This is a genomic window from Janthinobacterium sp. JF4 (assembly GCF_059617925.1).
The window spans coordinates 71,106-91,854 of sequence record NZ_JCAQAV010000014.1 but is presented as its reverse complement, the minus strand read 5'-3'; the positions used below and the strand labels follow the sequence as shown (position 1 = coordinate 91,854).

Here is a 20,749-nt window from a genome sequence, read left to right as displayed (position 1 = left end):
ACCTCCCCGGCCGCGCACACGGACGCAGCGACCCTGGTTCGACCAGGCCAGGCCAGGTTGGTTCAGCTATGGCGGCCCGGCCTTGATGCGCAACAACTCAATACGGCACGCGGTAGCGGTAACCCTTGAAACTGAAGATGGCCGCCTTCGGCTGCAACTTTTCCAGCACCAGTCCCGGCGCCAGTTCCTCGCCTTCGTGGCGCAAGACCTTATCGATCAGCAACAGGCGGTCGGCCGGATTCTTCGAATAGAGATAGCCGCCGATGGCGATAGGGGGAATTTGCCGCTGTATCGGCTCGGGCAAGTCGCGCATGCCGGGCACCATCTCTTCGGCTGCAGGCGCCGACGTGGGCGCGGCCGGCGCCGGGACGTGGACGGGCGGCGCGGCCGGGCCTGGCGACTCCTGCTTCGGTTCCGGCACGGGTCTGGCATGCCGCACGGGCACTGCGGTGGCCGCCGGCGGCACGGGCACGGCCACAGGCGACGGCATAGGAACTGCGGGCGGGACGACTACCGGTTCAGGCGCTGGCACGGCCTGGGCCAGCACGGCAGGCGTCACTGCAGGCGCCGTGGCTGCGGCCTGCCAGGGCTGCCACAGCAGCAGCGCGGCAGCCACGGCCACCGTCACGCCGCCCAGCGCCAGCCAGACGGGAGCGCGCCGTGCCACGCCGGACGCGGACGCATCGTGCAGCTGCACTTGCGGTGCGTGAATCGACGGCAACTCGCCCAGTTGGCGCTCGGCTTGCGATTTTTTCAGTGCTTCAAGTATGTAGGACATCTTATTTCCCCGCCACCATCGCCGTCGCAGCGGGTGCTGCCACGACAGGAGCTGCGCTGCTCAGGCGCGGTTCCGCGTTGTCACCCAGCTGCATCAGGCGTATGAATGTTTTCGGGCCCGCCAGGCCATCGGCCCGCAAGTTCTGGCTTTGCTGAAACGCGCGCAGCTGGCCTTGCATCTCGGCGTCGAGCGGCAGATTGGCGGCCGGCGCCGGCAAGCCCCGCTGTTGCGCCAGGCGCTGCGCCAGCCAGTCCACGTCGGCGCCGCGCGCCCCCAGCGGCACTTCGTCGCGCCAGCTGCGCGGGGCGCGCCAGAAGGTGGTGAAACTGCCATCGCTGCGCTGCGCCAGCTGGGCCAGCGGCAGGCTTTGTTGCTTACCGTCGAGCATCAGGATGGCGCTCTCGCCCTGCAAGCCCGTCAGCAACGCCAGCTGTTCCGCACCACCCGCATCGCGCAAGACCAGCAAGGCGGGACGGTCCAGCACACGCAGCTCGGCGATGCCGCCCCGGCTGTGCAGGCAGCGCAAGCCAGTGCGGGCGCCCGCCTGGCAAGCGTCGCCGGCCGGCAACTGCTCGCCCCACAGGGCGGCCAGCTGGCGCAGCTCGGCATTGCGGTCCGGCACGCTGGCCGGCGCGGGCGCGGGCCCGGATGCGGCCACCGCCACCACGGCGGATACGGCCGGCACAGAGGCGGCCACGGCAGGTGCGGCGGGCACGGCGGACGAGCGCGGCATGAAATGCCAGGCCAGCGCGGCCGTGACCACGGCGCCGGCCAGCACGCCGCCGGCCACGTGCGGCCAGCGCAGGCCCCGTCCGGCAGCCGGCTTGCCCTCTTCGGCAAACACTTCCTCGGCGGCGCGGCGCAGTATCTGGCGCGTCACCTGCGGCTGGTTTTCCACGTAGGCGCCCAGCAGCGCGCGGTCGCACAGCAGGTTGATGCGGCGCGGCACGCCGTGGCTCATGGCGTAAATTTGCGCCATCAGACGGGGCCCGAACGGCGTCTGCGCCGTACTTCCCGCCACGGCCAGGCGGTGCCGGATATAGCTGGCCGTCTCGTCCGCCGTCAGCGACCCCAGGTGATAGCGGGCAATCACGCGCTGCGCCAGCTGCTCGAGTTCCGGCCGGGCCAGCATGGCGCGCAATTCCGGCTGGCCGATCAGGATGATCTGCAGCAGCTTGCGCTCGCTCGTTTCCAGGTTGGTCAGCAAACGCAGCTGCTCCAGCACGGCGGCGGACAGGTTTTGCGCTTCGTCGATGATCAGCACATTGTTCTTGCCTTGCGCATGGCTGGCCAGCAGGTGCGCATTGATGGCGTCGACATAGCCTTTCACGCTGGCCACGCCGGGCGCCACGGCGATGCGGAATTCCTCGCAGATCGACAGCAGCAATTCCTCGACAGACAGTTTCGGATTGAAGATATAGGCGAGCTGGCAATTTTCCGGAATCTGCTCCATGAAGCAGCGGCACACGGTGGTCTTGCCGGCGCCGATTTCTCCCGTCAGCAGCACGAAGCCGCCGCCACTGCCCACGCCATACAGCAGGTGCGCCAGCGCTTCGCGGTGGCGTTCGCTCATGAACAGGTAGCGCGGATCGGGGGCGATCGAGAACGGCGATTGCTTGAGCTGAAAATAATGCGTGTACATGGAGACCCTGCGGATGAAACAATCAAAATGCGCTACGGCAAGCCGAACCCCTCAGCGGGTGCGGGCGGGCGGCAACGGCTTGTATTTGGCGCAATACACTTTCGCCTTGCTGCGGAAGTAGACGATTTTACTGCCAGGCTCGGAACCACGGACAGGAAAGGCGGAACTGTCGAGTTTATTGAAACGCAGGCCCGAGGCGCTACGGATGGCCGGCTCCAGCTTTTCCGGCGTCGCATCCGCCACCACGCCCATGAAGACGAGGGGGCTGGTGTCGTCGCTGACGATCACGTCGGTAATCGGCGCGCCCCACAAGGTGGCATCCGTGCGGAACCAGTAGGCGCCCCCTTCATGCTTGTAGGCCGGGCCGAAGGCCGTCAGCAAATAGGCATAGAAGGCCTTGTTGTCGATCTGGTCGATGCACAGCACGGCATTGCCCACCACTTGCCCGAACGTGGAAGGCGGCGGCTTTTGCTGCGCCAGCACGCCGGACACGGGCACGCCACAGGCGAGCAGGGCGAACGCCGCCAGCAGGGCCGGCGCACGCCACGGGCGCGTCAATGCACGGCGCAAGTGCATGATCAGCGCTTGCGCTCTTCTTTCTTGACCTTCTTGGCTTCCTTCTTTTCCTTCATGCTCTTGGCCGGTTCCTTCTTGGCTTCCTTCTTGCTGTCCTGTGCCTTGCTCATCATCTACTCCATACCTGGGCGGAAATGCCTGGGCCATTATGACACTCCCCCATGAAAATGCCACGTCATTTCCCCCATGCAATAGATCCCGCCCGGCTAGCACAGGCAGTGCATGCACTTATTTGCAAAAAGACGTTTGCATTTTCATTTTATTATGTTTAAATACACGCAATTTATAAAAAGATATCATTTCAGTGCGGCATGACCAGCACTGAAGCAAGCATACACACTGGGGACAGGACATGGGCCGGCATACGGCAGGGCCATGTGTCATCGACGTACAGCCCTCGGCGGAAATAGACAATATGATGAGAAAGATGATCTTGCTGGGCGCGGCCCTGTCGCTCTGGGCCGCTGGCAACACGCATGCGGCGGGAACGCCACCGATGCACGCGGCCACCTACCAGGCGGTGCCCCCCACCCTGGCCATGCGACTGGCCAGCTTCCAGTCACCGGACGCCACCCAGCGCGCGCCCGGTCCGGATGAACCGAGCACGCAATCGCTGCTGCTGGTCGCCATCGTGCTGCTGAGCCTGCGCATGCGCGTGCGCGCCAGCAGCGAAAAGTTCAGTACCTGACATGAAAACGGCCGCACAAGGCGGCCGTTCCAGTCACACGTCAGCGCACTATCAGTGCAGGCACAGGCGGCGGCGCGTCTTTTCGATCAGCTCCGCATCGTAGGGATACAGGTTCTCGATAAAGAACAATTCCGTTTCGGCCTCGTCTTCCAGGCACATTTCGATCATGACCGGGCCATCGCTTTCGCGGCCCAGGAAATCCTTCGGCCAGCGGTTCTTGCGGTGCGTGCGCATCATTTCCATGCCCAGCGCGGCCAGCGGCGCCGACACGCCAGCGGCCAGCGCCTCCTGCTGCCAGTCGTCCCAGTACTCGCTCTTTGCTGCCTTGTCGTTCATCATGCTCTTCCAACTCAGGTGTAAAAGGCGGACTTTACTCTTCATGGCGTCCCTTGCCAAGCATGCTTACAAGCAATAACGCAACACCAGGCATAGACCAGTCCGAAAAAATTGGCATTAAACAAGGCCAATTTCAATACCATTCACGCGACACATAAATTCCTTTATTAACAAGCACTTGCAAGCTCACCCTCGGGCAAGCCGCGGCATCGCGCATCGCATTTATTAATACCACTTAAATACCTGTTGACAAGCCATCCGGGCGACAATATAGTGCCTTCAGCTTTTTCGCCGCCCGACAAATAAAAGAACCGAGACAGGCGCACTCAACCAAACGCGGGACTGCACAACATGATCGAATACATAATCGGCGTCGACGGCGGGGGAAGCGGTACCCGCGTACGCCTGGCGCGCCTCGATGGCTTGGAACTGGCACAGGGACAAAGCGGTCCTTCCGGCCTGGGACTGGGCATCGAGCGTGCCTGGACGTCCGTGGCGCACGCCGTCACCCTGGCCTTCCGCGCCGCCGGCCTGGAACAGCCGCCGCTGCAGCGCATGGCCATCGGCCTGGGCCTGGCCGGCGTGCACAACAAGCAGTGGGCCGCCAGCTTCGTCGAACACAATCCCGGCTATGCCTTGGTGGCACTCGAATCCGATGCCCTGACCACCCTGCTGGGCGCGCATGCGGGCCAGCCGGGCGCCATCGTTGCCATCGGCACGGGCAGCGTGGGCGAAGTGCTGAACGCGGACGGCAGCCGCCATGAAGTGGGCGGCTGGGGCTTCCCCTCGGGCGACGAGGCGGGCGGCGCCTGGATCGGCATGCGCGCCATCAACCATGCGCAGCAGGTGGTCGACGGACGCGTGCCCGGCAGCGCCTTCGCCACGGCCATCGTCGACGCCTGCGGCGGCCAGCGCGACGCCATGCAAGTGTGGCTGGCCGCCGCCAGCCAGACCAATTTCGCGCAACTGGCGCGGCTGGTGCTCGAACACGCGGCCAGCAATGCGGTGGCGCGCACCATCCTGATGGATGCGGGCCAGCAGATCGCCCTCATCGCCAAGGCGCTCGACCCGGCCGGCACCCTGCCAGTGGCCCTGTGCGGCGGCCTGGCGGCGCCCTTGTCGAGCTACCTGCCGGCGGCACTGTTGCAACGGGTCGTGCCGGCACAGGGCGACTCGGCCGCAGGCGGCCTGCGCCTGATACGCAAGCACTTGCAGGAGCAATGACCATGCTGGCCAAACTGTCCGCCTTCAAACCCAATCCGGCCAGCGACACGCCGCTCTACATGCAGCTGGCGAACACGCTGTCGGACGGTATCGCCAGCGGCGACTGGCGCGCCAACCAGGCCTTGCCCTCCGAGCGCGTGCTGTCGGACATCCTCGAGATTTCGCGCGTGACGGCGCGCAAGGCCATCGACATGCTGTGCGACCGGGGCATGCTGACGCGCAAGCGCGGCTCGGGCACCTATATCACGCCCAAGCTGGAGCAGCCGCTGTCGCGCCTGACAAGCTTTTCGGAAGAATTGCGCCAGCGGGGCTTCACGGCCGGCTCGCGCTGGCTGCAGCGCGATATCGGCTCGGCCGCGCCGCTGGAACTGCTGTCGCTGGGCCTGTCGCCGCACATGCCGGTGGCGCGTTTGCGCCGCCTGCGCACGGCCGACGAAGTGGTGATGGCGATCGAAACGACCACCATCCCCGCCCTGTACATGCCGGACCCGCAGCAGGTGACCGATTCGCTGTACGGCTACCTGGAGTCGCGCGGCACCATCCCGATGCGCGCGCTGCAGCATATCCGCGCCGTCAACGCCACGGCGGAACAGGCCAAGCTGGCCAATATCAAGACGGGTGAAGCCATGCTGCACATCACCCGTGTCAGTTATCTCGACAACGGCGCAGCGGTGGAACTGACCCACTCGTATTGCCGCAGTGATTATTATGAATTCGTAGCGGAGTCGCGCAGATGAGCAGCACTATCAAAGGCAATATCCTTACCCCCGGCGGCTGGATCCACGGCGCCATCGCCTTCGGCGAAAAAGTCGACAGCATCACGGGCGAGTCCCTCCACCCGTCGAGCAACAGCGACGACTATATCTTGCCGGGCTTTATCGACCTGCATGTGCACGGCGGCGCCGGCAAGGACATCATGGAAGGCGGCGACGCCGTCTACACCATCGCGGCCATCCACGCGCGCCACGGCACCACCAGCCTGCTGGCCACCACCATGACGGCGCCGCCGGAAGATATCGACATGGCCTTGACGGCCATCGGCATCGCCGCCAACAACCGCCGCCCGAACACGGCGCGCGTGCTGGGCGCCCACCTGGAAGGCCCGTACATCAATTCCGGCAAGCTCGGGGCGCAGCCGAACTACGCGCGCGCCGCCACCCTGGCCGAAATCGAGCGCCTGCAAACCCTGGCCAGGCTGCGCGTCATCACCGTGGCGCCGGAAATCGCCGGCCACCTGGACCTGGTGCGCGCCCTGGCCGACGCCGGCGTGCGCGTGCAGATCGGCCATACCCTCGGTTCCTATGAAGACGGCGTGGCCGCACTGGAACACGGCGCCATGGGTTTTACCCACCTGTTCAACGCCATGAGCGGCCTGCATCACCGCGAGCCGGGCATGGTCGGCGCCGCCCTGGCGCACGCCGAATACGCCGAACTGATACCCGACCTGCTGCACGTGCATCCGGGCGCCATCAAGGTGGCCCTGCGCGCCATCCCGCGCCTGTACTGCGTCACCGATTCCACCGCCGCCACCGGCATGCCGGACGGCGAATACATGCTGGGCCGCCACGCCGTGCAGAAATGCATGGGCGGCGTGCGCCTGCCAGACGGCACCCTGGCAGGCAGCACCCTGACCCTGGACCAGGCGCTGCGCAACCTGGTGGGACTGGGACTGGACCTGGCCGACGCGTCCAGGCGCGTGTCGACCAATGCCGCCGATTACCTGGGCCTGGAAGAACGCGGCCGGCTGGCCCCCGGTACTTACGCCGATCTGGTGGTACTCGATCGCGATCTCAAACTCAAAGCTGTGTATATAGAAGGAGAAATCTGTGACCTCAATGATGCTTAAAGAAGCCATTTCCGCCGCCGAATGCGTCGCCCTGCAACTGGCCAGCGACACGGAACGCTACGCGGAACTGGGCCGCAAATTGAGGAGCACCTCGTTCTCGACCGCGCTGACCATCGCGCGCGGCAGCTCGGACCACGCCTGCAACTACGTCGCCTACCTGATCATGGCGCGCCTGGGCCGTGTCGTCGCCTCGCTGCCGATGTCGCTGGTGACCCTGAACAAGTCGCCGCTGGTGACGCGCGACACCCTTGCCATCTCGATCTCGCAATCGGGCCAGAGCCCTGACGTGGTCGAACCGATCCGCTACTTCCGCGACGGCGGCGCCACCACCGTGGCCCTCGTCAACGACATCGATTCGCCGCTGGCGCACGCCGCCGAGTGGGCCATGCCCCTGCGCGCCGGCAAGGAACAAAGCGTCGCCGCCACGAAAAGCTTCATTACCAGCCTGGTCGCCGGCGCGCGCATGGTGGCCCAGTGGCAGAACGATCCCGAGCTGCAGGCGGGCCTGGAAGCGCTGCCCGAAGCGCTGCTCGAAGCGACCCGCGTCGACTGGTCGCCGGCCATCGACGTGCTGGCCCCGGCCCGCAACATCATGGTCGTGGGACGCGGCATCAGCTTCCCCGTGGCGCTGGAAGCGGCGCTGAAATTCAAGGAAACCTCGGCCCTGCAGGCGGAAGCCTTCAGCGGCGCCGAGATCAAGCACGGCCCGATGGCCCTGATCGAAGACGGCTACCCGTTGCTCATTTTCGCCACGCGCGGCCCGACCCAGGCCGGCCTGCTGCAACTGGCCACGGAAATGCGCGGCCGCGGCGCCAAGGTCTTGCTGGCAGCCCCCGCCGACGTGGCCGAGCGCGACCTGACCCTGCCCGTGGCGTCCACGCCGGACCTCGATCCGATCGTCGCCATCCAGTCCTTCTACGTGATGGCGGCAAAACTGTCGGCCGCGCGCGGCATGGACCCGGATGCGCCGCGTCACCTGAGCAAGGTAACAAAAACAAACTAGGCACTCTTCGGCAGCTGCGCCCCCGGCACGGGGCGCGGCTGCCGTCAGCAGCACGCATATAAGCGACGGCAAGGGCATGTACCCGCGCCGCGGACTCATGGACATTGGAGCCTCGCGCTCCAGGATAAAAATGACGATCAAGAGACTGTTGGCGGTTGTTGCCTGCGCGGGCCTGCTCGCGCCACAGGCATGGGCTGCCGAGAAAATCGAATTCTGGACCTTCAGCATGAAGCCCAAGTTCACGCCGTATTTCAATGCGGTGGTGGCGCGCTATGAGGCGCAGAATCCCGGTGTCAGGATCGAATGGATCGATTTCCCGTGGGACGTCATCCAGACCAAGCTGGTCACGCGCATCGTGGCCGGCACGCCGCCCGCGCTGGTCAGCCTGAACGTGCCCTGGGCCGACGAATTCGCGCGCGACGGCTTGCTCACGCCCGTCGATGGCTTGATCGCGCAGGCGCGCGCCAGCTACATTCCCAGCGCCCTGGACGACCTGCGCTTCAAGGGCCGCACCTATGGTTTTCCCATGTACAGCAATGTCGCGGTGATCGCCTTCAATACCGCCATCCTCAAACAGGCGGGCCTGTCGCGCGGCCCCGCCAGCCTCGATGAACAGCTGGCGTACGCGCGCCAGATCGCGCAACGCACGGGCAAGGCCGGCATCGCCCCCGCCCTGTCGAAAATCGACGGCCTGTTCATGCAGCAGGGCCTGGCCGTGATTACCGACAACCGCGCCGTCTTCAATTCGCCGCAGCACGTGGCGCTGGTGCAGAAGCTGGCCGACACCTACAAGGTCGGTGGCCTGCTGAAGGAAAGCCTGTTCGCGGAAGACAATTTTCCCGCCGTGATCGACGCCTACAAGGGCGGCCGCCTGGGCATGCTGCTGGCGCCGCCGACGGCCATGCAGCGCATCCGCGGCGACGCGAAGGATATCTACGCCATCACCGACGTGGCGCCCGCGCCGCTGGGCCCCACCGGCATCGCCGACGGCGGCTGGCTGGTGCACTTCGCCATTCCGAAAGGCGTGCCGGCGCGCCAGCTGCCATCGGTGGGCAAGTTCGCGCGCTTCCTGACAAACGACGAAAACCAGCTGGCGTTCGCCAAACAGGCCAGCGTCTTCCCCACCACTGTGAAAGCGGCGGCCGATCCGTTCTTCCTCGCCACGCCGAAAAACGCGGGCGCGGCCGAAAAGGCGGTGGCCGCCGGCGCCCTGTCGATGCATCACTCGCGCACCCTGTACGTGGCCGGCATCGACGATTACGATGAATTGCGCCGCTCGCTGGTGAAGGCCGTCGAGGCGGGCGTGACGGGCAAGCAGGATGTGAAACAGGCGCTGGACCAGGCTGTCGCCATCTGGAACCGCAAGCTGGCCACCCTCCCGCGCCACTGAGGACATGATGAAACTCGCCCACCGCCATACCGTGCAAGCCTGGCTGTTCCTCGCCCCGGCCCTGCTGCTGCTGGCCGCCTTTTCCTTCTGGCCCGTCGGCTACGGCTCCGTGCTGGCCTTCACCGACTACAGCCTGATACGCGAGACGCGCTTCGTCGGCCTCGATAACTTCCGCTACATCTTCAACAACGAGATGTTCGTCTCGGGTTTGAAGAATTCGCTGATGTTCCTGCTGATGGTGCCCTTCGTGCAGGTGGGCGCCATCGTGCTGGCCGTACTGGTGAACAACCGCCTGCCCGGCATCCGCCTGTTCCGCGCAGCCTTCTACGTGCCGGTGGTGACCACCGTGTCCGTGGTCGGCATCATGTGGGGCTTCATGTTCCATGAACAGGGCGCGCTCAATTACGTGATGCTGACCCTGAAACTCGTGAACGCGCCCGTGGGCTGGCTGTCGGACGACAGCCTGGCCCTGTTCGCCGTGATGTTCGTCACCCTGTGGCGCGGCCTGGGCTGGTACATGGTGATGTACCTGGCGGCCCTGCAAGCTATCCCGTCCGACATGCAGGAAGCGGCCATGCTCGATGGCGCCAACCGCTGGCAGCGCTTCTGGAAGATCACCGTGCCGATGCTGCGCCCCACCATCATGCTGTGCTCCATCCTGTCCGTGCTGGCGGCCCTGAAGGCTTACCAGGAAGTGGACGTGCTGACGCAGGGCGGCCCGATGAATTCCACCTTCACGGCGCTGTACTACGCCTACGACCAGGGCCTCAAGCACTTGAAACTGCCGCGCGCGCTGGCGGCCAGCTTCGTCGTCTCGCTGTTCTGCATAGCCATCGCCCTGCTGTGCCTGCGCTACCTCAAACCGAAGCATCGCTGACCATGACAATCCGCTCCCGTCCCCTGAAAACGCGCCTGCACATACTGGGCCACTATGCCGTGCTGTGCGCGATCGCCGTCGTCTGCGTCTTCCCGTTCTGGTGGACCCTGGTGACGGCCATTTCCACGGAGGGCAATATCTTCGCCTTCCCGCCCACCTTCTGGCCGAAGGCGCCGTCTTTTGAGAACTTCATCGAAGTGTTCAACGCGATTCCGATCTGGTCGTTCTTCAAGAACTCGGTGCTGATCGCCGTGTTCACCGTCTTCTGGAAACTGCTGCTGTGCTCACTGGCCGCGTATCCGCTGGCGCGCCTGAAATTCCGCGGCCGCAAACTCGTGTTCGGCCTGATCCTGGCCACCCTGGTGCTGCCGTCCGAGGTGAACTTCCTCGTCAACTTCATCACCATCACGCAAATGAGCCTGGTCGACACCTACACGGGCGTGATCCTGCCCAACGTGGTGACGGCCGTGGCCATCTTGCTGCTCAAGCAGGCGTTCGAGGAAGTGCCGCAAGACCTGATCGACGCGGCGCGTGTCGATGGCGCCTCCGAGTGGGTCATCTTCAGCCGCATCATGCTGCCTTTGATCACGCCATGGCTGGCCACCGTCGGCATCCTGACGGCCGTCGAATCGTGGAATGAATACATCTGGCCCTCCATCGTCATGAGCAAACCCGATGAATTTCCCCTGTCGGTGGGCGTGCTGTACTTGCGCGGCACCTTCGGCAGCAGCACGCGCGTGATTGCGGCCGGTACCCTGATCACCATCGTGCCGACCCTGCTCGCCTTCTTGTTTACCCAACGCTTCTTCATGCGCGGCATGGACGGCGCAGTCAAATGAAAACGTCTCTCGATAAGGAAGCCTCCATGCACGACCAGCGCATCAGCATCAGCAAGAAAGTCCGCAGCCCGATTTCCTGGGTGCCGACCTTGTACTTCGCCCAGGGCTTGCCGTTTTACGCCGTGGCCCTGGTGGCCGGCCTGATGTTCAAGAGCATGGGCGTACCGAACGACCAGATCGCCCGCTGGACGGGCCTGATCGGCTTTGCCTGGGTCTTCAAGTCGCTGTGGAGCCCCTTCCTGGAGCTGGCCTCGAGCAAGAAGACGATGGTGGTGCTGTTCCAGTTCCTTGGCGGCCTGAGCCTGGGCCTGATCGCGCTGGCCCTGCAAACGCCGCTGTGGTTCGCCGCCTGCATCGCCGTGCTGTTCGTCGCAGCGCTGGCGTCGTCCACGCACGACATCGTCTGCGACGGCCTGTATATCGCCAGCCTGTCCGACAAGCAGCAGGCCGCCTACGCCGGCTGGCAAGGCGCCTTCTTCAACGCGGGCAAATTCATCTCGCTGGGCGGCCTGGTGATCCTGGCCGGCTACCTGGAGAAAAAAATCGGCATCAAGCCCGCATGGTCGGTGATCTTCCTGATCATCGGCGCCATGATGCTGTCGCTGGCCGCGTACCACCTGTGGGCGCTGCCGCAGGTGCGCAATGCCACCGTGGCCGACAAGAGCGTGGCTGGCATCAGCCGCACCCTGTGGGACGTGCTGGCGGACTTCCTGAAAAAGCCCGGCATCTGGGGCATGATCGCCTTCATCATCCTGTTCCGCGCCGGCGAGGCGCAAGTGCAGACCATCGGACCGCTGTTCCTGCGCGAAGCGCGCGAGCTGGGCGGCCTGGGCCTGTCGACGACGGAAGTGGGCGCCGTGTACGGCACGGCCGGCACCGTGGCCTTTTTGCTGGGCAGCATCGGCGGCGGCTATTTCACATCCTGGCTGGGCCTCAAGCGCGCCATGCTGTTCCTGATCCTGGCCATGAACCTGCCGAACCTGGTGTTCTACTACCTGAGCCACAGCATGCCGACCGACCTGACCCTGATCACGGCCGCGCTCAGCGTGGAAATGTTCGGCTATGGCTTCGGCTTCGTCGGCCTGATCCTGTTCATGATGCAGGTGGTCTCCGTCGGCAAATACCAGACGGCCCACTATGCGTTCGCCACCGGCGTGATGCAGCTGGGTTTCGTGCTGTTCAAGATGATCAGCGGCGACATCCAGACGGCGCTCGGCTACAAGACCTTTTTCCTGTGGGTGCTGGTGTCGGCCGTGCCCGTATTGATCCTGTCGCGCTTCATGCGCATCGGCCCGAAGGATACCTCCGACCCATCTGACGCCGGCGCCACGTCCGCGCCGGCCAGCGCAAGCTAGGAATCGCACAGCCCATGGCACACATCGCATTAAAGAGTATCGTCAAGCGGTATGACGACAAGCACCCGGTCATCCACGGCATCGACCTCGATATCGGCGACGGCGAATTCGTCGTCTTCGTGGGACCGTCCGGCTGCGGCAAATCGACCCTGCTGCGCATGATCGCCGGGCTGGAAGACATCACGGACGGCGAGCTGCATATCGGCGGCAAGCTGGCCAACGATATCGCGCCGGCCGAGCGGGGCCTGGCCATGGTCTTCCAGAGCTACGCCCTGTACCCGCACATGACGGTGTTCGAGAACATGGCCTTCGCCCTTTCCCTGGCCGGGCATAAGAAGGCCGAGGTGCGCGCCGCCGTCGAGCGCGCGGCCGATATCCTGCAGATCACGCCACTGTTGCAACGCAAGCCGAAGGACCTGTCGGGCGGCCAGCGCCAGCGCGTGGCCATCGGCCGCGCCATCGTGCGCAAGCCGCAGGTGTTCCTGTTCGACGAACCGCTGTCGAACCTCGATGCCTCCTTGCGCGTGCAGATGCGCGTGGAAATCTCGCGCCTGCACCAGGAATTGAAGACCACCATGATCTACGTTACGCACGACCAGGTCGAAGCGATGACCCTGGGCGAGCGCATCGTCGTGTTCAACGGCGGGCGCATCGAGCAGGTGGGCAGTCCGCATGAGCTGTACAACCATCCCGGCAACCTGTTCGTGGCCGGCTTCCTCGGCGCGCCGAAGATGAACTTCATCGCTTGCGAGGCTGTGGCGACAGGCCCCGGCAACGTCAGCGTGCGCCTGCCCGGCGGCATTGTGATCGACGTCGAAGCGCAAGGCGGAAGCGTGGCGCCAGGCGACCAGCTGACCCTGGGCGTGCGGGCCGAGCATGTCAGCCTGCAGGACAGCGAGACGGGCGGCGACAACGTGATCGACGCGGCCGTCAGCCATGTCGAATACCTGGGCGACGTGGCCATCGTTTACGCCAGCATGCCAGGTGTAGACGGGATGCTGGCCGAGATGCTGGCCGTCAAGCTGCCGGCCGAGGATGGCTTGCGCCAGGCGGGCGACGCCATGCGCCTGCACCTGCCAGCGCAGCGCTGCCTGCTGTTCGATGGCAAAGGGCAAGCCCTGGCGCGCACGTTTGCCGCACCAGCCCAGCAGTTTATGTGACAATAGCCGCTCTGTATCATGCCGCTTCTGTTTGACTCATGCAGGCAGACCGGCAGAGTGTGTTTTTTCGAGCTTCCTTGCCCCGCTGGCTATGCTACTACCCGATGTTGCGGCTGCCAGTGCCGGTGCGTATTTTTGTTATTGATTGAAGGATAACCCATGTCCCAATTCCGTCTTGCCCGTCTTAGCCTGCTCCTGGCCGCCATCGGCCTGAATGTCCTGCCATCCCTGTCGCACGCGCAGGATGCCAAGCCAGCCGCCGCTGCCGCTGCCGCTCCGGCCGACTCGGTGCGCCCTGAAGTGTTCAAGCTGCTCGATCCAACCGCCGTGAAGGCATCGATGGATGCCAAGAACTACGCCGACGTGCAAAGCCGCATCGACCAGGCTGCCGCCATTCCGGCCCTGACGCCCTACGAATTGTTCGTGCTGAACCGCCTGCGCGTGGCCCTGGCCTCGACCACCAACAATGCACCGATGGCCATGACGGCGCTGGAAGCGGTGATCGAATCGGGCAAGCTGGACAAAAAATCGGAAGGAGACTTCATCCAGGCGCTGGCAAACTATCACTACAACGCCAAGGATTACCCGAACGCCATCAAATGGTTCACCCGCTACCAGACGGCAACGGGCGACGTGGCCACCGTGCGTCCCTACATCATCCGCGCCTATTACTTCAGCAACGATTTCGCGCGCGCCAAGCAGGAACTGATGGCCGACGTGATGGCCAAACAGCAAGCGGGCAAGACGCCGAGCATCGAAGAACTGCAATTGCTGGCCAACACGGGCTCGAAAAGCAAGGATCCGGCCACCTACCTGATCGCCATGGAAAACCTGGTGCGCTACTACCCGTCGGACGACTACTGGAGCGATCTGCTGGGCCGTTTGCAAGGCAAGGCCGGCTATTCCGACCGCTTCGCGCTGGACGTGCTGCGCCTGCAATTCCAGGCCGTCGGCACCATGTCGCCGCAAGATTACAGCGACATGGCTGAAATCGCATTGCAAAACGCCTTCCCGACGGAAGCGAAAAAAGTCCTCGACGCCGGCTTTGCCAAAGGCGTGCTGGGCACGGGCGCGAATGCTGCCAAGCACAAGAAACTGCGCGACCAGGCCAGCAAGGCTGCCGCCGACGATGCAAAAAATATCGCCAGCGGCGAAGCATCGGCCATGAAGAGCAAGGATGGCACGGGCTTGATCAACCTGGGCTACGCCTTCGTGACGATGGACCAGTTCGATAAAGGTATCGACCTGATACAGAAAGGTATCGCCAAGGGCGGCCTGAAGCGTGCTGAAGACGCCAAGCTGCGCCTCGGCTATTCCTACGCCATGGCGGGCAAGAAAGACGACGCCATCAAGGTCCTGGAAACGGTCAAGGGTGGCGACGGCGTGGGCGACCTGGCCCGCTACTGGATCCTGTGGCTGAACCGTCCTGCCACGGCAGCGGCGCCGCCGGCAGCAGCGGCACAGTAATTCCTGCTTCCTCAAGCAGGCGCAAGGCAGTTCCCGGCTCAGGCCGGGGCTGCTTTTTTTTTCGACCTTCCTCATCCTTCCATGCCGCCAGCCACTGTCGCCCCTGCCACTGCCGCCGAACGATTGACCAGCCTGGACGCCTTTCGCGGCTGCGTCATCGTCACCATGATCTGGGTCAACTACCTGGCAGGCATGCCAGGTATTGCCTGGTGGCTCGAACATGCGGGGCCGCGCGCCGACGGCATCACCGTGCCCGACCTGGTCTTTCCCGGCTTTCTGTTCATGGTCGGCATGGCCATTCCGCTGGCTTTGCATCGCCATTGCGGCCGCGTCACGCCAGCCTTGCTGGGCCGCCTGCTGTGGCGCTCCGCCAGCCTGATGCTGGCCGGCGTGGTGCTGGTGAATGCCTACCGCTACGATGCGCAGACAGCGCTGCTGCCACAGGCCGTGTACTTGCTTCTGTTTTATATGGCCATGATCCTGCTGTGGCGCCAGGGCGCAGGCAAGCTTGAACTGGCCGCAGGCAGCGCCTTGATGCTGTTCCTGCTGGCGACGTTCCGCGGCGAACTGAATGCGGAATTTTCCAGCACCTGGCTGCAACCGTCGTGGTGGGGCATCCTCGGCATGATCGGCTGGTCTTACCTGCTGTGCAGCCTGCTGTACCTGGCGTGCCAGGGCAGCGGCACGGCGCTGATGGGCGTGTTTTCCCTGCTGATCGCGCTGTACATGGGCGGCACGGCAGGCAGCCTGGATTTCCTGCCAGCGGGTATCAACGGGTTCGTCAACGTGCCGCAAGTGCTCGGTTCGACGGCGGCCAATGTGCTGGCCGGCACCCTGGTAGGCCAGCTATTTCTGCGCGGCGCCGCCCTGAACCATGCCCAGAGAATACGTTTCATGGCGTGGTTCGCGCTCGGCCTGCTGGCGGCCGGGCTGCTGCTGCGGCCGTATCACCACATCAACAAGATCGCGGCAACGGAATCCTATACGCTCGTGTGCAGCGCCCTTATCCTGGCCATGTTCCTCGTATTCTATGTCGTCATCGACGTGTGGCGCTGGCGCGCCTGGACAGTGGTGCTGTTGCCTGCCGGTACCAATGCCCTGTTCGCCTACATCGTGCCCGACCTGTGGCAGCAACTGGCAACCGTGCTGCACCTGCCGCGCTTCTGGTGGCCCTGGCTGGAGACGGGCGGCACGGCCGGCCTGTGGAATGCCGCCGCCGTCACCGCCCTGATGCTGCTCTTCACCGCCCTGGCCACGCGTTACGGCCTGAAGCTGAAGTTCTAGCGCTAGACCTTGATATAGATCTTGCGCTTGTCCATGCCGTAGGCGATCAGCCAGCACAGCAGCATGAAGCTGACGGCAAACAGCAGGGACCCCACGCGCGCCGGCGCCCAGCCCGTAAACCACTGCTGGTACAGCCACTGGTACAGATTGCCGCCGCCGATGCGCACGGTAAAGGCGATGATCACCAGCACTTCCGATACCAGGTAGATGAACAGGGTGTTCTTGCCGAACACTTCAAAGAAGTAGGTCCAGCCCGTCATTTGACGCACGTCAATGATGAACATCAGCAATGCCAGCAGCAGCAAGTCCAGGCCGATACCCAGCATCACGTAAGAGCTGGTCCACAGCTTCTTATTGATCGGAAACACTTCATTCCAGCACAGGGCCACGGCCACGCAGAGGGCGCCGGCCACGGCCAGCTGATACAGGCTTGAACGCAATTGCGCCGGTCCCGCCTGGCGCAGGAAACTGCCCGCCAGATAGCCGGCGATCACATTGACGATAGCCGGCAAGGTGCCGAGGATGCCTTCCGGATCGAAGGCGATGCCTTCGCCGTGGTACAAATGGCTGTCGCCCAGCAGGATCAGGTCCAGCCTGGCTGGCGCGTTGCCATGCAAGCTGTAGTCGCCAAAGCATGCCAGGATGGCCCAGTAGCCGAGCAAGGTGCAGGCGCAAAAGACCAGCGCGCCCCGTGTCTTCCAGTAGTGCAGGATCAGGGCGGCGGCCAGGTAGCACACGGCGATGCGCTGCAGCACGCCGGGAATGCGCGTATGCGACAGCGGTGACCAGGCGAACTGGCCCGCATCGTCGAGCTTGAAGAAAGGGAACCAGTACAGCAGGAATCCCAATAAGAAGATCAGCGCGCTGCGCTTGCACAGCTTGACCAGCACGGCGCCATGGCCCAGGTGTTCATATTTCCCCAGCGCAAAAGCCAGCGCATTGCCGACGACAAACAAAAAGCTGGGGAAGACCAGGTCCGTCACGGTAAAACCGTGCCAGTCGGCATGCAGGAACGGCGCATACACGCTGCCCCAGTCGCCGGGCGTATTGACGACGATCATCAGGGCCACGGTCAGGCCGCGCAGGACGTCGAGGGCGAGGTAGCGCTGAGGTGCAATAGTCATAATAATGCCATGTAAAAAGATAAAACCTGCCCGCTACTGGCAGAAGGGCGGTATTGCTGTTGGGGAGCAATGACGGAAACAGCTCACCCACTCAGCAAAAAAGGCAAGGCCCTGATGCAGGGACTTGCCTTGAAAAGACCGAGGAAAGCCAGGCCCGGTGCATGTGCGCCAGGCCTGATCGTCTTGCTTACAGCTTGGCGCGCAGGCCCAGGTAGAAGGTACGGCCGTTGCTATAGAACGCGCGTGGCTGATCCTTGTTTTCCGCGTACATCTTGATGGTCGTGTTCGTCAAGTTAAGCGCATCGAACGTGATCGTGAAATGTTCGTTGATCTTGTAGTTGATCGAACCGGCCAAGCCGCCTGCACCAGCGACGTGCTGGCTGGCGCCACGATCCACTCCCGCCTTGTAGGACGAACGGTAGTTGTAGGCCAGGCGCGCGCTGAGAGCATTGGCTTCGTAGAAGGCCGTCAGGTTGTACGTGCTGCGTGAGGCATTGACCAGCTCATCACCATTGTCCAGCTTGCCATCAGCATAGGTGTAGTTGGCCAGGATGCCGAAGTCGCTGAACAGCGGTTGCTGGTAGCTGAATTCCGCGCCCTTGTTCTTGCCGCTGGTATTGAATGGCGACGTGATCTGGTACACGGCATTGGCATTGCGCTTGCTGTTGAAGTACGTAGCATTGACGGTACCGTTCGACACCACCGATTTCAGGTCCATGTAGAACAGACCCACCGAGAAGGCCGACTTCGGTGCGAAATACCATTCGGCGCTGACTTCGGCATTGTCCGACTTGACCGGGTTCAGGTTAACGTTGCCGCCGCTGCCGCTCAAAGCGTCGTCGTTCAGCGATACCGAACCACCCAGCGCGCTGTAGTCGGGACGAGCAATAGTGCGGGCCAAGGCAGCGCGGACAACCAGGTCGCTGCGCACATCGAACTTGATGTTCGCGCTAGGCAGATAGTCGTTGTAGCTACGCTCATACAGATGCTGCGAGTACGCACCCCAGTCGGAACCGGTGATCGGGCCACCGGCCTGGTTCACCAGGGTCGACTGCTTGGTGTGGACAGCGCGCAGGCCGAAGTTACCGCTCCAGTTGTCGCCCGTCAGGTTGGCCATGGCATAGATAGCCGAAGTTTTTTCCTTCAGCTTGAATTCGTCGGTCCAGTTATGGCGACGCACGTAATCGAACAGACGGTTGCCAGGTGCAGCACCCCACGCGCCCAGTGCAGAACCATCGTATTTGAAGTAATTGCTCGACAGGTTGCCGCCCAGGTTGTTGGCGAAGTCGCTCGGATACATCGTGCCATTCCACACGGGCCCCGGATTGGAGAAGCCCAGGTCGCCCGGACGGGTTTCAAACGGATGCTCTGCATCACGCTTATGATCGGTCAAACGACCACCGAACTTGACCGAATCCCAGATACCGGAAGACAGACGCAGCTCCGCATCAATCTGGGCATATTTTTCCTGGTCGACGGAACGCGATTCGCCGCCGCCAGCCCATGCCGTCGAGCCTGGCTTGGTGGTGGTGCCACCCGGATAGGAAACGCTTGCCGGGCTCATGCCATTCAATTGATACACCATGCCGCCATCGACGTTGTTCTGGTAGTACACATCATCGCGGTCATAGCCTACGCCGTGGGTCTTGCCCAACTTGCCGGTCAGGGTCAGGTCCTTGGTGGCACGGTATTTGAAGTTGAAATCGAGGTAGTACGATTCACCGCCGGCGTCAGGACGGTAGATATTGTCCACTTCGCCCGAGTTCCTGGCGAAAGTGGCGCCTGTCAGCGTGCCATTCTTGACCGTGTAGTTGGTCGGCACCTGGCCGGTCGACACGCCCTTGTCGTCCGTGCTGTTAATCGAGTTGGCAGGAGCGGCCAGCCAGTTGGTGTTCTGATGCGGCGCCTTCAGTTGCGAGTAGAAGCCGTTCACGTCCAGGGTCAGATCCTTGCTGGGCTTGAATTCGATGTCAAATGCGCCGCCTTCGCGGGTTTTCTTTTGCTCGAACAGGCTCGCGCCGATAAAGGTCGGTACTTTCACGCCGGCCAGTTCAGGATGGGCCTTGGCCGCGTTGCTGCCAGCAGCGATGGGCGTGTAGCCGAGGATCTCCTGGCCATCGCGGCGCACAGTGGATTTTTGCGAAAAGCCCTGCACCATGATGCCCAGAGTATTCGTGTCATTCTTCCAGTTCACCAGGCCGGAGAACTGCGGATCGGTCTTGCCAGCCAGGTCGTTGTGGAAAGCCTGGATAGAACCTTCGGCCGTGATCCGGTTCTTGAATTCAAGCGGACGGCGGGTAATCACGTCGATCACGCCCGAAACGCCGCCTTCAGGCAGGTCCGCCGTGGCGCTCTTGTGCACGACAACGGAGCTCACCAGTTCCGATGGCAGCAGGGAGAAGCTGCTACTGCGGCCGACGTTGCCGCCGAACTGATTCAGCACGAACCAGTCACCCGTGCTGATGGCGTGGCCATTGAACAAGGTTTGCTGGAAACTTGGGCTGGTGCCGCGCAGGCTGACGCGGTCGTTTTCGCCGAAGCCGCCTTCGCCACCGGCAGACGATTGGGTATTCACACCTGGCAGGCGCTGGATCGCGTCCGCCACGTTACGGTCTGGCATCTTGCCAATATCTTCGGCGGTGACCACTTCCACCACGGAATCCGCATTACGTTTTTGCTTCAGCGATTTTTCCAGCGAGGCACGCACGCCGGTCACCGTCACCACGGTAGCCACGTCGTCGGCGGGTGCTTCCTGCGCCTGCGCCGAAAAAGACAGACCGGCGACCATCACGGCAACGGCCGCAGCGATCGGCGTACGGCTCCGCGAACCGGATTTCACGACGGCAGCTGCAGGTGTCAAATTGCGTTTCATGTACTCCCCCTTGATTTAGGCTCCAGGATTGGAACCTTTTCATTTTTAACGTAGGTCTTCTTTCCAGCCGCCCACTCTCACCGGCATGCTGCAGACCCTTCGGCACAACCACTTACAAAACCAATTCAACGCCAATATACTACTATCCAATACCAGAACACTACCAGTTACGACTTTTTTTTTATAACGTTGTTTGAATCACACAGACCACTTTATCCAAATCAATCCGTAGCCCGTATGCGCGGCTTAAATGGGGGAGAGGCCGGGCATAAATTGCTGGCTTGATAA

Annotated in this window: 18 protein-coding genes; 12 read left to right on the top strand and 6 right to left on the bottom strand. The window is 63.2% G+C overall.

Annotation, left to right across the window (positions count from 1 at the left end):
* Positions 1 to 97 precede the first annotated feature (97 nt).
* Genes AC54AF_RS13405 through AC54AF_RS13395 form a run of 3 tightly spaced genes read right to left on the bottom strand, consistent with a single transcriptional unit; the run spans position 98 to position 2,996 of the window.
* Positions 98 to 778 (bottom strand): general secretion pathway protein GspB, encoded by a 681-nt coding sequence (locus tag AC54AF_RS13405; protein ID WP_496636927.1) that lies wholly within the window; start codon positions 776 to 778, stop codon positions 98 to 100.
* A gap of 1 nt (position 779) precedes the next feature.
* Positions 780 to 2,420: an ExeA family protein gene (locus tag AC54AF_RS13400; protein WP_496636926.1), complete on the bottom strand. Its 1,641-nt coding sequence runs from the start codon at positions 2,418 to 2,420 to the stop codon at positions 780 to 782.
* Positions 2,421 to 2,471: 51 nt separating this feature from the next.
* The gene (locus AC54AF_RS13395; RefSeq protein ID WP_496636925.1) at positions 2,472 to 2,996 is read right to left on the bottom strand and encodes a hypothetical protein; all 525 of its coding nucleotides are present in this window, start codon (positions 2,994 to 2,996) and stop codon (positions 2,472 to 2,474) included.
* Positions 2,997 to 3,411: 415 nt separating this feature from the next.
* Here AC54AF_RS13395 and AC54AF_RS13390 point away from each other — a divergent pair, with 415 nt between their 5' ends.
* Entirely contained in the window at positions 3,412 to 3,684 is a 273-nt protein-coding gene (locus AC54AF_RS13390; RefSeq protein ID WP_496636924.1) for a hypothetical protein, read from the top strand.
* Between the two features lie 51 nt (positions 3,685 to 3,735).
* Here the strand turns inward: AC54AF_RS13390 and AC54AF_RS13385 are convergent, their stop codons facing one another.
* Positions 3,736 to 4,023: a hypothetical protein gene (locus tag AC54AF_RS13385; protein WP_131688362.1), complete on the bottom strand. Its 288-nt coding sequence runs from the start codon at positions 4,021 to 4,023 to the stop codon at positions 3,736 to 3,738.
* 348 nt (positions 4,024 to 4,371) lie between these two features.
* On the opposite strand from AC54AF_RS13385, the gene AC54AF_RS13380 reads away from it, so the two are divergent.
* The 11 genes from AC54AF_RS13380 to AC54AF_RS13330 all read left to right on the top strand — a co-directional run bounded on the left by AC54AF_RS13380 (position 4,372) and on the right by AC54AF_RS13330 (position 16,465).
* Positions 4,372 to 5,244 carry a glucosamine kinase nucleotide-binding domain-containing protein gene (locus tag AC54AF_RS13380; protein WP_496636923.1) on the top strand — a complete coding sequence of 291 codons (873 nt, stop codon included), beginning with the start codon at positions 4,372 to 4,374 and terminating at the stop codon, positions 5,242 to 5,244.
* A gap of 2 nt (positions 5,245 to 5,246) precedes the next feature.
* Entirely contained in the window at positions 5,247 to 5,981 is a 735-nt protein-coding gene (locus AC54AF_RS13375) for a UTRA domain-containing protein (RefSeq protein WP_131688364.1), read from the top strand.
* A complete protein-coding gene (nagA, locus tag AC54AF_RS13370) occupies positions 5,978 to 7,090 on the top strand; it encodes an N-acetylglucosamine-6-phosphate deacetylase (protein WP_496636922.1) in 1,113 nt (370 codons plus the stop codon). Before AC54AF_RS13375 ends, nagA begins: the two co-directional genes overlap by 4 nt.
* Positions 7,080 to 8,093, top strand: a complete 1,014-nt coding sequence (locus AC54AF_RS13365) for an SIS domain-containing protein (RefSeq protein ID WP_496636921.1) — start codon at positions 7,080 to 7,082, stop codon at positions 8,091 to 8,093. The genes nagA and AC54AF_RS13365 overlap by 11 nt, the downstream gene beginning before the upstream one ends.
* A 130-nt stretch (positions 8,094 to 8,223) precedes the next feature.
* Positions 8,224 to 9,483, top strand: a complete 1,260-nt coding sequence (locus AC54AF_RS13360; protein ID WP_496636920.1) for an ABC transporter substrate-binding protein — start codon at positions 8,224 to 8,226, stop codon at positions 9,481 to 9,483.
* A gap of 4 nt (positions 9,484 to 9,487) precedes the next feature.
* Complete coding sequence (locus AC54AF_RS13355) at positions 9,488 to 10,360, top strand: carbohydrate ABC transporter permease (RefSeq protein ID WP_496636919.1); 873 nt, start codon at positions 9,488 to 9,490, stop codon at positions 10,358 to 10,360.
* A 2-nt stretch (positions 10,361 to 10,362) separates the two neighbouring features.
* On the top strand, positions 10,363 to 11,199 hold the full coding sequence (locus AC54AF_RS13350) for a carbohydrate ABC transporter permease (protein WP_496636918.1): 837 nt from the start codon (positions 10,363 to 10,365) through the stop codon (positions 11,197 to 11,199).
* Between the two features lie 26 nt (positions 11,200 to 11,225).
* Positions 11,226 to 12,554 (top strand): MFS transporter, encoded by a 1,329-nt coding sequence (locus AC54AF_RS13345; RefSeq protein WP_496636940.1) that lies wholly within the window; start codon positions 11,226 to 11,228, stop codon positions 12,552 to 12,554.
* Positions 12,555 to 12,568: 14 nt separating this feature from the next.
* Entirely contained in the window at positions 12,569 to 13,714 is a 1,146-nt protein-coding gene (locus AC54AF_RS13340; RefSeq protein WP_496636917.1) for an ABC transporter ATP-binding protein, read from the top strand.
* A gap of 159 nt (positions 13,715 to 13,873) precedes the next feature.
* Positions 13,874 to 15,181, top strand: coding sequence for a tetratricopeptide repeat protein (locus AC54AF_RS13335; RefSeq protein WP_496636916.1), 1,308 nt, complete (start codon positions 13,874 to 13,876; stop codon positions 15,179 to 15,181).
* Between the two features lie 81 nt (positions 15,182 to 15,262).
* Positions 15,263 to 16,465: a hypothetical protein gene (locus AC54AF_RS13330; protein ID WP_496636915.1), complete on the top strand. Its 1,203-nt coding sequence runs from the start codon at positions 15,263 to 15,265 to the stop codon at positions 16,463 to 16,465.
* Between the two features lie 2 nt (positions 16,466 to 16,467).
* Here the strand turns inward: AC54AF_RS13330 and AC54AF_RS13325 are convergent, their stop codons facing one another.
* Both AC54AF_RS13325 and AC54AF_RS13320 read right to left on the bottom strand, forming a co-directional pair.
* Positions 16,468 to 17,589 (bottom strand): acyltransferase family protein, encoded by a 1,122-nt coding sequence (locus AC54AF_RS13325; RefSeq protein WP_496636914.1) that lies wholly within the window; start codon positions 17,587 to 17,589, stop codon positions 16,468 to 16,470.
* Positions 17,590 to 17,776: 187 nt separating this feature from the next.
* Positions 17,777 to 20,461, bottom strand: a complete 2,685-nt coding sequence (locus AC54AF_RS13320) for a TonB-dependent receptor (protein WP_496636913.1) — start codon at positions 20,459 to 20,461, stop codon at positions 17,777 to 17,779.
* Between the last annotated feature and the right edge of the window lie 288 nt (positions 20,462 to 20,749).

Excerpts from the sequence above, each read along its gene's own strand:
- AC54AF_RS13325 (WP_496636914.1), bottom strand. The coding sequence starts at position 17,589 with ATGACTATTGCACCTCAGCGCTACCTCGCCCTCGACGTCCTGCGCGGC.
- nagA (WP_496636922.1), top strand. The coding sequence starts at position 5,978 with ATGAGCAGCACTATCAAAGGCAATATCCTTACCCCCGGCGGCTGGATC.
- AC54AF_RS13320 (WP_496636913.1), bottom strand. The coding sequence starts at position 20,461 with ATGAAACGCAATTTGACACCTGCAGCTGCCGTCGTGAAATCCGGTTCG.
- AC54AF_RS13350 (WP_496636918.1), top strand. The coding sequence starts at position 10,363 with ATGACAATCCGCTCCCGTCCCCTGAAAACGCGCCTGCACATACTGGGC.
- AC54AF_RS13380 (WP_496636923.1), top strand. The coding sequence starts at position 4,372 with ATGATCGAATACATAATCGGCGTCGACGGCGGGGGAAGCGGTACCCGC.
- AC54AF_RS13390 (WP_496636924.1), top strand. The coding sequence starts at position 3,412 with ATGATGAGAAAGATGATCTTGCTGGGCGCGGCCCTGTCGCTCTGGGCC.
- AC54AF_RS13375 (WP_131688364.1), top strand. The coding sequence starts at position 5,247 with ATGCTGGCCAAACTGTCCGCCTTCAAACCCAATCCGGCCAGCGACACG.
- AC54AF_RS13405 (WP_496636927.1), bottom strand. The coding sequence starts at position 778 with ATGTCCTACATACTTGAAGCACTGAAAAAATCGCAAGCCGAGCGCCAA.
- AC54AF_RS13345 (WP_496636940.1), top strand. The coding sequence starts at position 11,226 with ATGCACGACCAGCGCATCAGCATCAGCAAGAAAGTCCGCAGCCCGATT.
- AC54AF_RS13335 (WP_496636916.1), top strand. The coding sequence starts at position 13,874 with ATGTCCCAATTCCGTCTTGCCCGTCTTAGCCTGCTCCTGGCCGCCATC.
- AC54AF_RS13395 (WP_496636925.1), bottom strand. The coding sequence starts at position 2,996 with ATGCACTTGCGCCGTGCATTGACGCGCCCGTGGCGTGCGCCGGCCCTG.
- AC54AF_RS13360 (WP_496636920.1), top strand. The coding sequence starts at position 8,224 with ATGACGATCAAGAGACTGTTGGCGGTTGTTGCCTGCGCGGGCCTGCTC.
- AC54AF_RS13365 (WP_496636921.1), top strand. The coding sequence starts at position 7,080 with ATGATGCTTAAAGAAGCCATTTCCGCCGCCGAATGCGTCGCCCTGCAA.
- AC54AF_RS13355 (WP_496636919.1), top strand. The coding sequence starts at position 9,488 with ATGATGAAACTCGCCCACCGCCATACCGTGCAAGCCTGGCTGTTCCTC.
- AC54AF_RS13400 (WP_496636926.1), bottom strand. The coding sequence starts at position 2,420 with ATGTACACGCATTATTTTCAGCTCAAGCAATCGCCGTTCTCGATCGCC.
- AC54AF_RS13385 (WP_131688362.1), bottom strand. The coding sequence starts at position 4,023 with ATGATGAACGACAAGGCAGCAAAGAGCGAGTACTGGGACGACTGGCAG.
- AC54AF_RS13340 (WP_496636917.1), top strand. The coding sequence starts at position 12,569 with ATGGCACACATCGCATTAAAGAGTATCGTCAAGCGGTATGACGACAAG.
- AC54AF_RS13330 (WP_496636915.1), top strand. The coding sequence starts at position 15,263 with ATGCCGCCAGCCACTGTCGCCCCTGCCACTGCCGCCGAACGATTGACC.